The 14533-nt window shown below is 56.2% G+C and carries 24 protein-coding genes; all 24 read left to right on the forward strand.

The window, feature by feature from the left end; genetic code table 11:
* Positions 1–1633: SulP family inorganic anion transporter (locus tag Q0362_RS04570; protein ID WP_298120359.1), on the forward strand; the 1633-nt coding region annotated here is incomplete at its 5' end.
* A gap of 362 nt (positions 1634–1995) precedes the next feature.
* Positions 1996–2304 carry a 30S ribosomal protein S10 gene (gene rpsJ / locus Q0362_RS04575; protein WP_030147986.1) on the forward strand — a complete coding sequence of 103 codons (309 nt, stop codon included), beginning with the start codon at positions 1996–1998 and terminating at the stop codon, positions 2302–2304.
* 8 nt (positions 2305–2312) lie between these two features.
* Entirely contained in the window at positions 2313–2969 is a 657-nt protein-coding gene (gene rplC, locus Q0362_RS04580) for a 50S ribosomal protein L3 (RefSeq protein WP_110232722.1), read from the forward strand.
* 3 nt (positions 2970–2972) lie between these two features.
* Positions 2973–3620 (forward strand): 50S ribosomal protein L4, encoded by a 648-nt coding sequence (gene rplD, locus Q0362_RS04585; protein ID WP_298120376.1) that lies wholly within the window; start codon positions 2973–2975, stop codon positions 3618–3620.
* Entirely contained in the window at positions 3620–3925 is a 306-nt protein-coding gene (gene rplW / locus Q0362_RS04590; protein WP_110232724.1) for a 50S ribosomal protein L23, read from the forward strand. Before rplD ends, rplW begins: the two co-directional genes overlap by 1 nt.
* Before the next feature lie 25 nt (positions 3926–3950).
* Positions 3951–4787 carry a 50S ribosomal protein L2 gene (rplB, locus tag Q0362_RS04595; protein ID WP_280794523.1) on the forward strand — a complete coding sequence of 279 codons (837 nt, stop codon included), beginning with the start codon at positions 3951–3953 and terminating at the stop codon, positions 4785–4787.
* Positions 4788–4802: 15 nt separating this feature from the next.
* Positions 4803–5084: a 30S ribosomal protein S19 gene (rpsS, locus tag Q0362_RS04600; protein ID WP_096382546.1), complete on the forward strand. Its 282-nt coding sequence runs from the start codon at positions 4803–4805 to the stop codon at positions 5082–5084.
* Positions 5085–5110: 26 nt separating this feature from the next.
* Positions 5111–5506, forward strand: coding sequence for a 50S ribosomal protein L22 (gene rplV, locus Q0362_RS04605; RefSeq protein ID WP_110232726.1), 396 nt, complete (start codon positions 5111–5113; stop codon positions 5504–5506).
* Complete coding sequence (gene rpsC / locus Q0362_RS04610) at positions 5506–6261, forward strand: 30S ribosomal protein S3 (protein WP_280794522.1); 756 nt, start codon at positions 5506–5508, stop codon at positions 6259–6261. Before rplV ends, rpsC begins: the two co-directional genes overlap by 1 nt.
* A gap of 2 nt (positions 6262–6263) precedes the next feature.
* Entirely contained in the window at positions 6264–6683 is a 420-nt protein-coding gene (rplP, locus tag Q0362_RS04615) for a 50S ribosomal protein L16 (RefSeq protein ID WP_298120389.1), read from the forward strand.
* Positions 6683–6985: a 50S ribosomal protein L29 gene (gene rpmC / locus Q0362_RS04620; protein WP_298120392.1), complete on the forward strand. Its 303-nt coding sequence runs from the start codon at positions 6683–6685 to the stop codon at positions 6983–6985. Before rplP ends, rpmC begins: the two co-directional genes overlap by 1 nt.
* Entirely contained in the window at positions 6985–7281 is a 297-nt protein-coding gene (gene rpsQ / locus Q0362_RS04625) for a 30S ribosomal protein S17 (protein ID WP_096382535.1), read from the forward strand. The genes rpmC and rpsQ overlap by 1 nt, the downstream gene beginning before the upstream one ends.
* Positions 7282–7311: 30 nt before the next feature.
* Complete coding sequence (rplN, locus tag Q0362_RS04630; RefSeq protein ID WP_298120398.1) at positions 7312–7680, forward strand: 50S ribosomal protein L14; 369 nt, start codon at positions 7312–7314, stop codon at positions 7678–7680.
* Positions 7681–7682: 2 nt separating this feature from the next.
* Positions 7683–8042, forward strand: coding sequence for a 50S ribosomal protein L24 (gene rplX, locus Q0362_RS04635; RefSeq protein ID WP_280794520.1), 360 nt, complete (start codon positions 7683–7685; stop codon positions 8040–8042).
* Positions 8042–8629 (forward strand): 50S ribosomal protein L5, encoded by a 588-nt coding sequence (gene rplE / locus Q0362_RS04640; protein WP_298120403.1) that lies wholly within the window; start codon positions 8042–8044, stop codon positions 8627–8629. Before rplX ends, rplE begins: the two co-directional genes overlap by 1 nt.
* Positions 8630–8689: 60 nt before the next feature.
* Positions 8690–9088 (forward strand): 30S ribosomal protein S8, encoded by a 399-nt coding sequence (rpsH, locus tag Q0362_RS04645; protein ID WP_110232732.1) that lies wholly within the window; start codon positions 8690–8692, stop codon positions 9086–9088.
* Positions 9089–9094: 6 nt separating this feature from the next.
* Positions 9095–9631 carry a 50S ribosomal protein L6 gene (rplF, locus tag Q0362_RS04650; RefSeq protein WP_280803446.1) on the forward strand — a complete coding sequence of 179 codons (537 nt, stop codon included), beginning with the start codon at positions 9095–9097 and terminating at the stop codon, positions 9629–9631.
* Positions 9632–9633: 2 nt separating this feature from the next.
* Complete coding sequence (gene rplR, locus Q0362_RS04655; RefSeq protein WP_110232734.1) at positions 9634–10005, forward strand: 50S ribosomal protein L18; 372 nt, start codon at positions 9634–9636, stop codon at positions 10003–10005.
* 62 nt (positions 10006–10067) lie between these two features.
* A complete protein-coding gene (rpsE, locus tag Q0362_RS04660; RefSeq protein WP_280794751.1) occupies positions 10068–10682 on the forward strand; it encodes a 30S ribosomal protein S5 in 615 nt (204 codons plus the stop codon).
* Complete coding sequence (rpmD, locus tag Q0362_RS04665; RefSeq protein ID WP_038295602.1) at positions 10682–10867, forward strand: 50S ribosomal protein L30; 186 nt, start codon at positions 10682–10684, stop codon at positions 10865–10867. Before rpsE ends, rpmD begins: the two co-directional genes overlap by 1 nt.
* The gene (gene rplO / locus Q0362_RS04670) at positions 10867–11583 is read left to right on the forward strand and encodes a 50S ribosomal protein L15 (RefSeq protein WP_280794517.1); all 717 of its coding nucleotides are present in this window, start codon (positions 10867–10869) and stop codon (positions 11581–11583) included. The genes rpmD and rplO overlap by 1 nt, the downstream gene beginning before the upstream one ends.
* A gap of 88 nt (positions 11584–11671) precedes the next feature.
* Entirely contained in the window at positions 11672–12994 is a 1323-nt protein-coding gene (secY, locus tag Q0362_RS04675; protein WP_298120421.1) for a preprotein translocase subunit SecY, read from the forward strand.
* A complete protein-coding gene (locus Q0362_RS04680) occupies positions 12994–13581 on the forward strand; it encodes an adenylate kinase (RefSeq protein ID WP_298120425.1) in 588 nt (195 codons plus the stop codon). Before secY ends, Q0362_RS04680 begins: the two co-directional genes overlap by 1 nt.
* Before the next feature lie 11 nt (positions 13582–13592).
* The gene (gene map / locus Q0362_RS04685; protein ID WP_298120427.1) at positions 13593–14438 is read left to right on the forward strand and encodes a type I methionyl aminopeptidase; all 846 of its coding nucleotides are present in this window, start codon (positions 13593–13595) and stop codon (positions 14436–14438) included.
* Positions 14439–14533 lie beyond the last annotated feature (95 nt).

The raw sequence follows: 14533 nt of genomic DNA on the forward strand, positions 1-14533 counted from the left end.
AGAGTTGTTTTATAAGGATTTAATGTCGGGTGTTATTGTTGGTATTGTAGCACTTCCTTTGGCTATTGCTTTTGGTATTGCCTCGGGTGTTACTCCTGAGAAGGGATTATACACTGCTATTATTGCCGGATTTCTTATTTCATTTCTGGGTGGGAGTAAAGTTCAAATTGGTGGTCCTACAGGAGCATTTATCGTAATTGTTTATGGTATTGTTCAGGAGTTTGGAGTTGCAGGATTGGCCATAGCTACCATGATAGCCGGCGTAATGCTCATTGCTATGGGTTTGCTAAAGTTGGGGAGTGTAATTAAATTTATTCCTTATCCGGTGGTGGTGGGTTTTACCAGTGGTATTGCACTCACCATTTTCACCACGCAAATAAAAGATTTATTTGGGTTGGAAACCGGAGCATTGCCAGGTGATTTTATTCATAAATGGATTACTTACGGAAATTTTATTGGAACTATAAATTATTGGTCGTTAGGTGTTGGTGTAGCTTCTATTCTGATTATTTCACTCACGCCGAAAATCTCCAAGAAAATACCAGGTTCGCTGATAGCCATTGTTTTAATGACGGTAGTTGTTTATTTTCTGCGCGAAAAATTAGGAGTACAGGGCATCGAAACCATTGGTGATAGATTTACGATTGATCCATCATTGCCCAAAGCTGCAACTCCGGAAATTAGTTTCTCAGTAATTCAAACCTTGTTGCCGACTGCTTTTACCATTGCCATGTTGGGCGCCATTGAGTCATTGCTTTCTGCACGCGTGGCAGCAAGCATGGCGAACACAGGAGTGTTCAACCCAGACCGTGAACTCGTGGGGCAAGGACTTGCCTCGGTCGGGTCGGCGCTGTTTGGTGGCATGCCTGCAACCGGCGCCATTGCCCGCACCGCGGTGAACGTGCGCTCGGGCGGCAAGACCCGCATGGCCTCGATAGTTCACGCGGTGGTGTTACTGGGTGTGGTTTATCTGGCCACTGGTCCTGTCTCTCGGATTCCTTTAGCTGCGCTCGCCGGAGTGCTCATGGTGACGGCCGTGCGGATGGTGCCGAGCAAGGCAGCGTGGAAGATTCTGCGCAGCACCAAGCATGACGCCACGATATTTATTGCCACCGCGGTGATCACCGTTGCCCTCGATCTGATTGAGGCCGTGGTGGTCGGCATCGTGGTGACGGTGCTGTTCTCGATCCGTGCCCTCATCATGCGCGGCAAGGTTCACCAGGTTGAATTACCAGGTCCTGCGGCTTCGGGGGATGAGCGCATTGCGCTGTTCCGCATTGACGGCGCGCTCTACTTTGGTGTGGCCGACAAGATTCATGAGGAAGTCACCACCCATCCTGATGTCACCGTGGTGGTTATTCAGCTCTCGGGCGTGCAATTCCTCGATGCCACTGGAGCACAGATCCTGGCGGAGATCGTGATGCAGCTGGAGCGTGACGGCAAAACCGCCATTATCAAGGGGATTCCGGAGCAACACCGCGAGCTGATTACCCGCGTGGGCGTGCTGGGACAGCTGCGCCACCCCAACCACTTGTTTGATAATTTAGAGCTCGCTGTTGCTCACGCACGCTCGCATATAACACGCGAAGATGCTGCAACGGCGGAAGGTCTGCCCAGGCCCTTCTTTAGCTGAGGCAACATTGGCGTCTTTGTTGGGCAAACTCCTCGACACGCCCGGGTTGCACTCCGGTTGTATTGTGTGGCAGACTCTTCAAGTTCGACATTTTCTGCCTTTGTGCAGAAATCACTACCCTGGCAGTGCATAACGACGGAATCATTCCGATCACGTTAGGCCGCAGGTAGAGGACATCGCCAAAGCTCTCCGTTGAGCCTGGGGTAACCCAGACTGTGTCGCGTTCGCGCGGGACGAGAGCCTAAGCACATTGACATGTAAACAGTGGTGCGACACCTAAAAGTAGAGTGCCAGCGTTTTAACGCGAAGCGTCCAATGCAGCTCCGAGGCTGTAAGACGCTCTGAATGAAAGAGAGAGTCACATGGCGGGACAAAAGATCCGCATTCGACTTAAGTCATATGACCACGAGGTCATTGACTCCTCGGCGCGCAAGATTGTTGACACTGTAACCCGTGCGGGTGCAACTGTTGTCGGCCCTGTGCCCCTTCCTACCGAGAAGAACGTGGTTTGTGTAATCCGTTCTCCTCACAAGTACAAGGACAGCCGCGAGCACTTTGAGATGCGCACCCACAAGCGTTTGATCGACATCGTCGACCCCACGCCCAAGGCTGTTGACTCGCTCATGCGTCTTGACCTTCCTGCTGATGTCAACATCGAGATCAAGCTGTAGAGGTCACCATGGCAAATCCAACTAAGACTGTTAAGGGTCTGCTCGGCAAGAAGCTGGGCATGACTCAGGTATGGGACGAGAACAACAAGCTTGTTCCCGTTACCGTTATCGAAATCACCCCCAACGTGGTTACTCAGCTGCGCACCGTTGAGAAGGATGGCTACGAAGCTATCCAGATCGCTGGCGGCGCTATTGACCCTCGCAAGGTAAACAAGCCTGCGACCGGTCACTTTGACAAGGCAGGCGTCACGCCTCGCCGTCACGTCACTGAGGTTCGCACCCCCGACGCTGGTTCATACAGCGTTGGCCAGGAGCTCACCGTTGACTCCACCTTCGAAGCCGGCCAGAAGGTCGACGTCATGGGTACGAGCAAGGGTAAGGGCTTCGCCGGTGTTATGAAGCGTCACAACTTCAAGGGTGTTTCCGCATCTCACGGTGCACACCGTAACCACCGTAAGCCCGGTTCTATCGGTGCTTCTTCGACCCCCAGCCGCGTCTTCAAGGGCATGCGCATGGCCGGTCGTATGGGTGGAGAGCGCGTCACCGTGCTCAACCTCAAGGTTCACGCAGTAGACGCAGAGAAGGGCCTCTTGCTCGTCAAGGGCGCTGTTCCCGGTGCACGTGGCCGCCTCGTATTCGTTCGCAACGCAGTGAAGGGGGCGTAGTCCATGGCTACCGTTACCACTCTCGACGTCGTTGACCTCAAGGGCAAGAAGGCTGGCTCTGTAGAGCTTCCTGCTGAACTCTTTGACGTCACCGTTAACGTCCCACTGATCCACCAGGTTGTCGTAGCTCAGCTTGCTGCTGCCCGTCAGGGTACGCACAAGGTCAAGAGCCGCGGCGAGGTTTCTGGTGCTGGTCGCAAGCCTTTCAAGCAGAAGGGAACCGGTCGCGCTCGTCAGGGTTCGATCCGTGCTCCTCACATGACTGGTGGTGGAATCGTCCACGGACCAACCCCACGTAGCTATGCACAGCGCACCCCCAAGAAGATGATTGCTGCAGCTCTGCTCGGTGCTCTCTCTGACCGCGCACGTGGTGGACGTCTCCACGCCGTGACCGCATTCGGTGAGAACGCACCTTCGACCAAGGTTGCATCTGACTTCTTGAACACCATCGCTAAGAGCAAGAACGTACTCATCGTTCTTGACCGTAACGATGAGCTTTCGCTCAAGAGCGTTCGCAACCTGCCTAACGTTCACGTTCTGAACTCAGACCAGCTGAACGCTTACGACGTGCTCGTCTCTGACGACATCGTGTTCACTCAGGAAGCAATCACTTCCTTCGTGAACAGCAAGAAGAAGGATGAGGTCAAGTAATGACTCTCGACGTGTGGAACAAGGACCCTCGCGATGTCATCATCGCTCCGGTCGTTTCGGAAAAGAGCTACGGCCTGATCGATGAAGGTAAGTACACCTTCCTCGTAGACCCTCGCTCGAACAAGACCGAAATCAAGCTCGCTATCGAGAAGATCTTCTCGGTTGAGGTTGCTTCGATCAACACCCTGAACCGTCAGGGCAAGACCCGCCGTACCAAGTTTGGCCAGGGCAAGCGCAAGGACACCAAGCGCGCCATTGTCACTCTGAAGTCTGGCTCCATCGACATCTTTACGGCCGTTGGCTAAGCGGAACGGATAAAGAGGACTAATCATGGCTATTCGTAAGTACAAGCCCACAACCCCGGGCCGTCGTGGCTCGAGCGTTGCGGACTTCGCTGAAATCACTCGTTCGACTCCTGAAAAGTCGTTGCTGCGCCCCCTGTCTAAGACCGGTGGCCGTAACAACCAGGGTCGTATCACTACCCGTCACATCGGTGGTGGCCACAAGCGCCAGTACCGCGTTATCGACTTCCGTCGTAACGACAAGGACGGCGTATTGGCCAAGGTCGCTCACATTGAGTACGACCCCAACCGCACCGCACGTATTGCACTGCTTCACTTCCTTGATGGAACCAAGCGCTACATCTTGGCTCCCAACAAGCTGAACCAGGGTGACTTCGTGGAGTCGGGCGCAAGCGCCGACATCAAGCCAGGTAACAACCTGCCTTTGAAGAACATCCCCACCGGTACCGTCATCCACGCGATCGAGCTCAAGCCCGGTGGCGGAGCAAAGATGGCACGTTCCGCTGGTGCATCTGTTCGTCTCGTTGCTAAGGACGGCCCCTATGCGCAGCTTCGTCTGCCATCGGGTGAAATCCGCAACGTTGATGCTCGCTGCCGCGCCACCATTGGTGAAGTTGGTAACGCCGAGCAGTCGAACATCAACTGGGGTAAGGCTGGCCGCATGCGTTGGAAGGGCGTCCGCCCAACCGTTCGTGGTGTTGCTATGAACCCAGTCGACCACCCACACGGTGGTGGTGAGGGTAAGACCTCCGGTGGTCGTCACCCTGTCAGCCCCTGGGGTCAGAAGGAAGGCCGTACACGCCGTCCTAACCAGGAAAGCGACAAGCTCATCGTTCGCCGTCGTACCGTCGGCAAGAAGCGCTAGTAGGAGTTACAGAAGATGCCACGCAGTCTTAAGAAGGGCCCCTTCGTTGACGAACACCTGCTCCGCAAGGTTGTTCGCCAGAACGAGGCCAACACAAAGAACGTAATCAAGACCTGGTCGCGTCGATCGATGATCATCCCCGCGATGCTCGGTCACACGATTGCAGTTCACGACGGTCGCAAGCACATTCCTGTGTTCGTTACCGAAACCATGGTCGGTCACAAGCTCGGTGAATTTGCACCGACTCGTACCTTCCGCGGTCACGTGAAGGACGACAAGAAGGGCCGTCGCCGCTAACCGCGGTGACGATAGGAGGAATAGAAATGGTGGAGTCAGTCGCACGCGTGCGTCACATCCGCGTTACCCCTATGAAGGCTCGACGCGTTGTTAACCTGATCCGTGGAAAGCAGGCTCACGAAGCTCTCGCGATTCTGAAGTTCGCACCTCAGACCGCATCCGAGCCCGTATACAAGCTTGTTGCTTCGGCAATCGCTAACGCTCGCGTCAAGGCAGATGCTGCAAATGCATTCCTTGACGAGCAGGACCTGTTCGTCTCGGAGGCTTTTGTCGACGAGGGTGCAACCCTGAAGCGTTTCCGTCCCCGTGCACAGGGTCGCGCATTCAAGATCTTGAAGCGCACCAGCCACATCACTGTCGTACTTGCTACCCCCGATGAACTCGTGGTTGCTGGCAAGGCTGCGAAGAAGGAGGCCAAGTAATGGGCCAGAAAGTAAACCCCTACGGCTTCCGCCTGGGAATCACCACTGACCACGTGTCACGTTGGTTCTCCGACAGCACGAAGAAGGGTCAGCGTTACTCTGACTTCGTGACTGAGGATGTCAAGATCCGTCGCATGCTGAGCGAGACCCTCGACCGTGCAGGTGTTGCACGCATCGAGATCGAGCGCACCCGTGACCGCGTCCGCGTAGACATTCACACTGCCCGTCCCGGCATTGTGATCGGTCGCCGTGGCGCCGAGGCTGAGCGCATCCGCGCTGACCTCGAGAAGCTCACTGGCAAGCAGATCCAGCTCAACATCCTCGAGGTGAAGAACCCCGAGGCTGAGGCTCAGCTGGTAGCTCAGGGTATTGCTGAGCAGCTTGCAGGTCGTGTGGCTTTCCGTCGCGCAATGCGTAAGGGCCTTCAGGGCGCTCAGCGCGCTGGCGCCAAGGGTATTCGTATCCAGGTGTCCGGTCGTTTGGGTGGCGCTGAAATGAGCCGCTCCGAGTTCTACCGTGAAGGTCGTGTGCCTCTGCACACCCTGCGCGCGAACATCGACTATGGCTTCTACGAAGCCAAGACCACCTTCGGCCGCATTGGTGTGAAGGTATGGATTTACAAGGGCGACATCACTAACAAGGAACTTGCTCGCGAGCAGGCTAACCAGAAGAGTGTCCGTCCCGAGCGTAGCGACCGTCCCCGTCGCGCCCCACAGGGCGAGAAGGCTCCGGTTGCAGCAGGAGTTGAGGCATAACCATGTTGATTCCACGTCGAGTAAAGCACCGTAAGCAGCACCACCCAGGTCGTTCCGGCCACGCAACCGGTGGTACCAAGGTGTCGTTCGGTGAGTTCGGTATCCAGGCTCTGACCCCCGCATATGTGACTAACCGTCAGATCGAGTCCGCTCGTATCGCGATGACCCGTCACATCAAGCGTGGTGGAAAGGTTTGGATCAACATCTACCCTGACCGTCCTCTGACCAAGAAGCCAGCTGAAACCCGCATGGGTTCCGGTAAGGGTTCACCAGAGTGGTGGGTAGCTAACGTCAAGCCAGGCCGCGTGCTCTTCGAGCTCAGCGGTGTCAACGAGACCATTGCTCGTGAAGCAATGACTCGTGCAATCCACAAGCTGCCCCTCAAGGCACGCATCATCAAGCGCGAGGAGGGTGACGCATAATGGCTATCGGATCCAAGGAACTCGGTTCCAACGACCTAGACACCTTTGACAACGAGCGTCTCGTAGAAGAGCTCCGTAAGGCGAAGGAAGAGCTGTTCAACCTGCGCTTCCAGTCGGCTACCGGCCAGCTCGAGAGCCACGGACGTCTCCGTGCTGTCAAGCGCGATATCGCACGCATCTACACGGTTCTCCGTGAGCGCGAGCTCGGTATTCGTGCAACGCCTGCTGCAGCAGTAGCTCCAGCAAAGGCTGAGAAGAAGACCAAGGCCGCTAAGGCCGAGACCGCGGAGGAGACCGAATAATGGCTACCGCAAAGGCTAAGAAGGCCGAAGAGACTGAGGCAATCGTTCGCGGTTACCGCAAGGTTCGTCGTGGTTACGTAACCAGCGACAAGATGGACAAGACCATCGTTGTCGAGGTTGAGGACCGCGTTAAGCACCCTCTCTACGGCAAGGTTATTCGCCGCAGCTCGAAGGTTAAGGCTCACGATGAGCTGAACACCGCCGGCATCGGTGACCTGGTTGTTATCAGCGAGACCCGTCCGCTCAGCGCTTCCAAGCGCTGGCGCCTGGTCGAAATCGTCGAGAAGGCTAAGTAGGCCTCGCCTACTTCGTAAAAGGAGTTAGAAGTGCTTCAACAAGAATCACGCGTCAAGGTTGCTGACAACACTGGCGCCAAGCAGCTGCTTACGATTCGCGTTCTCGGTGGTTCCGGTCGTCGTTACGCCGGTCTCGGTGACGTCATCGTTGCAACCGTCAAGGACGCAATCCCCGGCGGAAACGTTAAGAAGGGTGACGTCGTCAAGGCAGTCATCGTTCGCACGATCAAGTCGACCCGTCGTGCTGACGGCTCGTACATCAAGTTCGACGAGAACGCAGCAGTCATCCTCAAAGCGGATGGCGAGCCACGCGGTACTCGTATCTTCGGACCAGTCGGTCGCGAGCTTCGCGACAAGAAGTTCATGAAGATCGTTTCATTGGCACCGGAGGTTATCTAGTCATGGCGAACATCAAGAAGGGTGACCTGGTTCAGGTCATCACTGGTCGCACCCAGGCTCGCGGCGGAGACCGTGGCAAGCAGGGCAAGGTAATTGAGGTTCTCACCGAGCGCAACCGCGTCATCGTTGAGGGTGTCAACTACATCACCAAGCACACTCGCGTCGGTCAGACCGAACGTGGTGCAAAGACCGGTGGCATCGAGACCGTAGAGGCTCCGATCCACATTTCCAACGTGGCCATTGTTGACCCCTCGACCAAGAAGCCAACTCGCGTTGGTTACCGCGTTGAGACTGTCACCAAGAACGGCGCAACCAAGTCGGTTCGCGTTCGTTATGCCAAGAAGTCAGGTAAGGACCTGTAATGACTAACACCACAGTTGCTGGCAAAATCCAGCCACGTCTCAAGGGAAAGTACAAGGAAGAGATTCAGAAGGCTCTTGCCACTGAACTCGGCCTGAAGAACGTTCACGAGATCCCAACCCTCACCAAGATCGTGGTGAACATGGGTGTTGGTGAAGCAGCCAAGGATGGCAAGCTCATCGACTTCGCTGTCGCTGACCTCACCGCTATCACTGGCCAGAAGCCTTCGGTTACGAAGGCTCGCAAGTCGATTGCACAGTTCAAGCTGCGTGAAGGACAGCCCATTGGCGCACACGTCACTCTTCGTGGCGACCGCATGTGGGAGTTCCTGGACCGCCTCTTGGCACTGGCCCTTCCTCGTATCCGCGACTTCCGTGGTCTTTCTGACCGCCAGTTCGACGGAAACGGTAACTACACCTTTGGTCTCACCGAGCAGACAATGTTCCACGAGATCAACCAGGACAAGATCGACCGTCCTCGCGGTATGGACATCACTGTTGTGACTACTGCCAAGAACGACGACCAGGGTCGCGCACTGCTGAAGGCATTGGGCTTCCCCTTCAAGTCGGTAGAGACCTCTACCAACTAAGCACCACAGGTCGCCACTCGTGTAACGGGCGGCGAAACCTGGTGAAAAAAGGATAAACATATGACAATGACAGATCCGGTCGCAGACATGCTGACCAGACTGCGCAACGCGAACTCGGCACACCACGACACCGTGTCCATGCCGAACAGCAAGCTCAAGACGGGTATTGCTGAAATCCTCAAGTCTGAGGGTTACATCGCGAGCTGGGAAGTTGCAGACGCACGCGTCGGCAAGACCCTGACGCTGAACCTCAAGTACAGCGCAGACCGTCACGCTTCCATCGTCGGCATCAAGCGCGTATCGAAGCCTGGTCTTCGCGTATACGCAAAGTCGACTGAAATCCCCAAGGTCCTCGGTGGCCTCGGTATCGCCATTCTGTCCACCTCTAGCGGTCTGCTCACTGACCGTCAGGCTGAGAAGAAGGGCGTAGGTGGGGAAGTCCTCGCCTACGTGTGGTAACCGAGAATGTCACGTATTGGTCGTCTTCCTATTGACATCCCTGGTGGTGTAACCGTGACCATTGAAGGTCAGGACGTTACCACTAAGGGTCCTAAGGGCGAACTGAAGCTCACCATTGCTTCTCCTATCACTGCTGTGATCGAAGAGAACCAGGTAGTTGTCAGCCGTCCCGATGACGAGCGCAACTCGCGCTCGCTGCACGGTCTGACCCGTACCCTCATCGCTAACCAGATTGTTGGCGTAACCCAGGGCTACGAAAAGGGTCTCGAAGTTGTCGGTACTGGTTACCGTGTTGCTTCGAAGGGCGCAGGCGTTGAGTTCGCACTCGGCTACTCGCACCCCATCACCGTGGAGCCTCCTGCAGGCATCACCTTCACTGTTGAGGGCAACAACAAGCTCATGGTGAGCGGCATCGACAAGCAAGCCGTCGGTGAAGTTGCTGCAAACATTCGTAAGTTGCGTAAGCCTGAGCCTTACAAGGGCAAGGGTGTGCGTTACGCCGGCGAGATCGTTCGCCGCAAGGCCGGAAAGAGTGGTAAGTAGCCATGGCTCTCGGAACTCGAGGAAAGTCTAAGTCGGCCGCACGCGACCGCCGTCACGCACGTCTTCGCAAGAAGATCGAAGGAACTGCTGTACGCCCACGTTTGGTCGTTACCCGTTCCGCTCGTCACGTATTCGTTCAGCTCGTAGACGACTCACAGGGTGTCACCGTTGCTTCGGCATCGACCCTCGAGTCAGACATGCGCACGTTCGCTGGCGACAAGACCGCTAAGGCACGCAAGGTTGGCGAACTCGTCGCTGAGCGCGCAAAGAAGGTCGGAATTGAAGCTGTGGTCTTCGACCGCGGTGGTAACAAGTACGCCGGTCGCGTTGCCGCGATCGCCGATGGAGCCCGAGAGGGTGGATTGAGCCTGTGAGCGAGAACACTGTTAACGAAACTGAAGTTGTTGCAGACGCAGCAGCTGTCGAGGTTGTAGCCGTGGACACCACTAACGAGCCTCGTGAGGCACGCCGTGGTGGACGTGAGCGCAACCCCAACAAGGATCGCAACCGCGACCGCGACGCTGAGAAGAGCCAGTTCCTCGAGCGCGTCGTCACCATCAACCGTGTATCCAAGGTCGTCAAGGGTGGTCGTCGCTTTAGCTTCACCGCACTCGTCGTCGTCGGTGACGGTAACGGTATGGTCGGCGTCGGTTACGGCAAGGCTAAGGAAGTACCTCTCGCGATTTCGAAGGGTGTTGAAGAAGCTAAGAAGGCTTTCTTCCGCGTTCCTCGCTCGGGTAGCACCATTCCTCACCCCGTACAGGGCGAGGCTGCTGCCGGTGTCGTACTTCTTCGTCCCGCAGCTGCAGGTACCGGTGTTATCGCCGGTGGTCCAGTGCGTGCCGTACTTGAGTGCGCAGGCATCCACGACGTTCTGAGCAAGTCGCTCGGTTCGTCGAACACCATCAACATTGTTCACGCCACCGTAGAAGCACTGAAGCAGCTCGAAGAGCCTCGCGCAGTTGCCGCACGTCGTGGCCTGGACCTTGACCAGGTTGCTCCTGCACGTTTGATTCGTGCAGAAGCTGAAGCTGCAAAGGCAGGTGCCTAATGGCCGCTCGTCTGAAGGTTACCCAGATCAAGTCCGTAATTAGCGAAAAGCAGAACCAGCGCGACACACTTCGCAGCCTGGGTCTGAAGCGCATTGGCGACATCGTCGTCAAAGAGGACAGCCCCGTAAACCGCGGATACGTTCGCACCGTGGCTCACCTCGTCAAGGTCGAGGAGATTGACTAATGGCTGAAGAGAAGAAGGACGCCGCAAAGGCTCCTGCGAAGGCTGCTGCCCCCAAGGCTGCCGCTGCTAAGGCACCTGCTGCCAAGGCTGCTGCTCCTAAGGCCGCTGCCGCTAAGGCTCCTGCAGCAAAGGCTGCAGCACCTAAGGCCGCTGCTAAGCCAGCTGCTGAGAAGGCTGCTGCTCCCAAGGCTGCTGCAAAGCCTGCTGCTGAGAAGACCGAAGCCCCCAAGGCAAAGGCTGCAAAGTCTGTTGCTAAGAAGGTTGAAGTTGAATCTCGCGAACAGGTCCTCAAGGTCCACCACCTTCGTCCCGCCGCTGGCGCGAAGAAGGCAAAGACCCGCGTAGGCCGTGGTGAAGGTTCTAAGGGTAAGACTGCGGGTCGTGGTACCAAGGGTACAAAGGCTCGTTACCAGGTCAAGATCGGCTTCGAGGGTGGGCAGATGCCTCTGCACATGCGTACCCCCAAGCTTCGCGGCTTCAAGAACCCCTTCCGTGTTGAGTACCAGGTTGTAAACCTGGATGCTCTCGCTGAGTTGTACCCCAACGGTGGAGATGTCACGATTGCTGACCTCGTTGCCAAGGGTGCTGTTCGCAAGAACGAGAAGGTCAAGGTTCTCGGTAACGGCGACATCGCTGTTAAGCTGAACATTGCAGTCGACAAGGTCTCGAGCTCAGCTGAGCAGAAGATCGTCGCCGCAGGTGGTTCAATCAAGTAACCACTCGCTGGTTGCGCAAACGTAGCGTTGCTGGCTCCCCTTCGGGGGAGCCAGTGCGCGTTACACCAAAGATTTACAGGAGTCATTTGTGATTAGTGCAGTAGTACGTATTTTCCGTACTCCAGATTTGCGCCGCAAGATTGGCTTCGCGCTGGGCATCATCGCCCTCTTCCGCTTGGGTTCGTTCATCCCTAGCCCCTACGTTGACTTCGGTAACGTCCAGGTCTGTCTGAACGCGAACCAGAACACCTCTGGTCTCTATGAGCTCGTCAACCTCTTCTCCGGTGGCGCACTGCTCCAGTTGAGCATCTTTGCTCTGGGCATCATGCCCTACATCACCGCTTCGATCATCGTGCAGCTTCTGCGCGTGGTCATCCCTCACTTTGAGACCCTGCACAAGGAAGGTCAGGCTGGCCAGTCCAAGCTGACCCAGTACACCCGCTACCTCACCATTGCGCTCGGTGTTCTGCAGTCCACCACCCTCATCACTGTTGCTCGCTCCGGCGCTCTGTTCGGAACCAACGCAACTCCTGAATGTTCTCAGCTGCTCACCAACGACGCCTGGTACGCCATCTTGCTCATGGTCATCACCATGACCGCAGGTACTGGTCTGATCATGTGGATGGCTGAGCTCATCACCGAGAAGGGAATCGGTAACGGAATGTCGTTGCTGATCTTCACCTCGATCGCAGCTGGCTTCCCTCGCTCTCTCGGAAACGTTTTCGCCGCACGTGGTCTGAACACCCTGCTCATCGTTTTGGCCATGGGCTTGCTCGTCATCGTCGCAGTCGTCTTCGTGGAGCAGTCGCAGCGTCGTATTCCGGTTCAGTACGCCAAGCGCGTGGTGGGTCGTCGTACCTACGGTGGTAACAACACCTACATCCCCATCAAGGTCAACATGGCCGGTGTGGTCCCCGTGATCTTCGCTTCTTCACTGTTGTACCTACCTGCACTGATTGCTCAGTTCAACCAGCCTGCAGCTGGCCAGCAGCCTGCTGAGTGGGTTACCTGGGTCTCGACCTACTTGGTCAAGAGCGACCAGCCTTCGTACATGATCTTGTTCTTCCTGCTCATCGTGGGCTTCACCTACTTCTACGTCGCCATTACCTTCAACCCTGAAGAAGTAGCCGACAACATGAAGAAGTACGGCGGATTCATCCCCGGTATTCGTGCCGGTCGCCCCACTGCGGAGTACCTGGACTACGTCCTCACTCGCATTACTCTTCCCGGTTCTTTGTACCTCGGAATCATCGCAATCTTGCCTTTGATCGTTCTGGCTCTGGCTGGCGCGAACACAGACTTCCCGTTTGGCGGAACCTCCATTTTGATTGTTGTGGGTGTGGGGCTGGAGACTGTTAAGCAGATTGATTCTCAGCTGCAGCAGCGGCACTACGAAGGGCTCTTACGCTAATGACGGGAACTCGCCTGCTACTCATCGGTCCACCCGGCGCAGGCAAGGGTACACAGGCAGCCATTCTGGCTGACACGTACTCTATCCCCGCCATCTCCACCGGTGACATCTTCCGTGCAAACGTGAAGAACGAAACTCCTCTGGGGCTCGAAGTGAAAGCCATCATGGCTCGCGGTGAGTATGTTCCTGACTCCCTCACCAACGCCATCGTGGAAGACCGCCTGCATGAAGCAGACGCTGTCTCGGGCTTCCTGCTCGATGGCTACCCTCGCACCATTGACCAGGTGAACGAACTTGACCGCATGCTTTCTGCAGACGGTAAGGCACTCGATGCTGTTGTCTTGATCACTGCTGACACCGATGAGGTTGTCGGTCGTTTGCTCAAGCGTGCCGAGATCGAAGGCCGCGCTGACGACACCGAAGAGGTCATCCGTCACCGTATGTCTGTCTATGAAGAGCAGACTGCTCCTCTGATCAACACCTACTCTGCCCGTGACCTCGTTGTCACCGTGGATGGTCTGGGTGCTGTTGAAGAAGTCACTGGTCGTATCGTTGCCGCTCTGGCCGCTAAGGGTGTTCAGGCCTAAGCCTGCATCTGATGGGTTTCCGCACCAACATCTACAAGTCCCCAGCTCAGCTGAGGTTGATGGTGGAACCCGGTTTGATCACAGCTGCTGCTCTCGATGCAGCACGTCCTCTCATTCGTGCGGGTGTCTCCACCCTCGAAATCGATGCTGCAGCTGAGAAGGCTATTCGCGACCGTGGCGGCGAACCCAACTTCATGCTGGTTCCCGGCTATCGTCACACCGTGTGTGCATCGGTGAACGACGAAGTCGTTCACGGTATTCCTGGTGGACGAATTCTCGAGCCCGGCGACATTGTCTCCATCGATGCCGGTGCTCAATACAAAGAATGGAATGGCGACTCCGCCATCACTGTTGTTGTTCCAGACCCCAGCCGTCCTGAGGTTGTGGCAGAGCGTGAACAGCTCTCCACGATCACCGAAGGCTCCCTCTGGGCAGGTATTGCTCGTTTGGCCAAGGCTAAGCACCTCAACGAGGTGGGAGATGCCATCCAGGGCTACATCGAACTTGAAGGCATGAAAGTCGGCCACCGTTACGGCATCCTGACCGATTACATCGGTCACGGTATTGGCCGCGAGATGCACGAAGCTCCACCGGTATTCAACTACCGCGTGAAGCAAAAGGGTCCTGAAGTAAAGCCAGGACTCGTTGTTGCTATTGAGCCCATGGTGGTTACCGGCAAGATTGATACCTATGTCGGCGAGGATGACTGGACCGTCATTACCGAAGACGGTGGCATGGCTTCGCACTGGGAACACTCGGTTGCTGTGCACAAGGATGGCATCTGGGTTCTCACCGCACATGACGGTGGCGCAGCTGGTTTGGCACCGTTTGGTGTCGTTCCCACCCCCATTGCCTAAATCCCAGTTGGATTTCTGCGGGAATATCACATAAGCTTGGACTTTGGTGTCTGTTGCCATGCCTTTGGCGTGTCGTCAGAAATCATTTTGCATCC

Origin of the sequence: uncultured Aurantimicrobium sp. (assembly GCF_936931525.1) — a bacterium.
Classification (GTDB): domain Bacteria; phylum Actinomycetota; class Actinomycetes; order Actinomycetales; family Microbacteriaceae; genus Aurantimicrobium.

Coding starts and splice junctions, on each gene's coding strand:
- rpsJ (WP_030147986.1), top strand. CDS start 1,996: ATGGCGGGACAAAAGATCCGCATTCGACTTAAGTCATATGACCACGAG.
- rplC (WP_110232722.1), top strand. CDS start 2,313: ATGGCAAATCCAACTAAGACTGTTAAGGGTCTGCTCGGCAAGAAGCTG.
- rplD (WP_298120376.1), top strand. CDS start 2,973: ATGGCTACCGTTACCACTCTCGACGTCGTTGACCTCAAGGGCAAGAAG.
- rplW (WP_110232724.1), top strand. CDS start 3,620: ATGACTCTCGACGTGTGGAACAAGGACCCTCGCGATGTCATCATCGCT.
- rplB (WP_280794523.1), top strand. CDS start 3,951: ATGGCTATTCGTAAGTACAAGCCCACAACCCCGGGCCGTCGTGGCTCG.
- rpsS (WP_096382546.1), top strand. CDS start 4,803: ATGCCACGCAGTCTTAAGAAGGGCCCCTTCGTTGACGAACACCTGCTC.
- rplV (WP_110232726.1), top strand. CDS start 5,111: ATGGTGGAGTCAGTCGCACGCGTGCGTCACATCCGCGTTACCCCTATG.
- rpsC (WP_280794522.1), top strand. CDS start 5,506: ATGGGCCAGAAAGTAAACCCCTACGGCTTCCGCCTGGGAATCACCACT.
- rplP (WP_298120389.1), top strand. CDS start 6,264: ATGTTGATTCCACGTCGAGTAAAGCACCGTAAGCAGCACCACCCAGGT.
- rpmC (WP_298120392.1), top strand. CDS start 6,683: ATGGCTATCGGATCCAAGGAACTCGGTTCCAACGACCTAGACACCTTT.
- rpsQ (WP_096382535.1), top strand. CDS start 6,985: ATGGCTACCGCAAAGGCTAAGAAGGCCGAAGAGACTGAGGCAATCGTT.
- rplX (WP_280794520.1), top strand. CDS start 7,683: ATGGCGAACATCAAGAAGGGTGACCTGGTTCAGGTCATCACTGGTCGC.
- rplE (WP_298120403.1), top strand. CDS start 8,042: ATGACTAACACCACAGTTGCTGGCAAAATCCAGCCACGTCTCAAGGGA.
- rpsH (WP_110232732.1), top strand. CDS start 8,690: ATGACAATGACAGATCCGGTCGCAGACATGCTGACCAGACTGCGCAAC.
- rplF (WP_280803446.1), top strand. CDS start 9,095: ATGTCACGTATTGGTCGTCTTCCTATTGACATCCCTGGTGGTGTAACC.
- rplR (WP_110232734.1), top strand. CDS start 9,634: ATGGCTCTCGGAACTCGAGGAAAGTCTAAGTCGGCCGCACGCGACCGC.
- rpmD (WP_038295602.1), top strand. CDS start 10,682: ATGGCCGCTCGTCTGAAGGTTACCCAGATCAAGTCCGTAATTAGCGAA.
- rplO (WP_280794517.1), top strand. CDS start 10,867: ATGGCTGAAGAGAAGAAGGACGCCGCAAAGGCTCCTGCGAAGGCTGCT.
- Q0362_RS04680 (WP_298120425.1), top strand. CDS start 12,994: ATGACGGGAACTCGCCTGCTACTCATCGGTCCACCCGGCGCAGGCAAG.
- map (WP_298120427.1), top strand. CDS start 13,593: ATGGGTTTCCGCACCAACATCTACAAGTCCCCAGCTCAGCTGAGGTTG.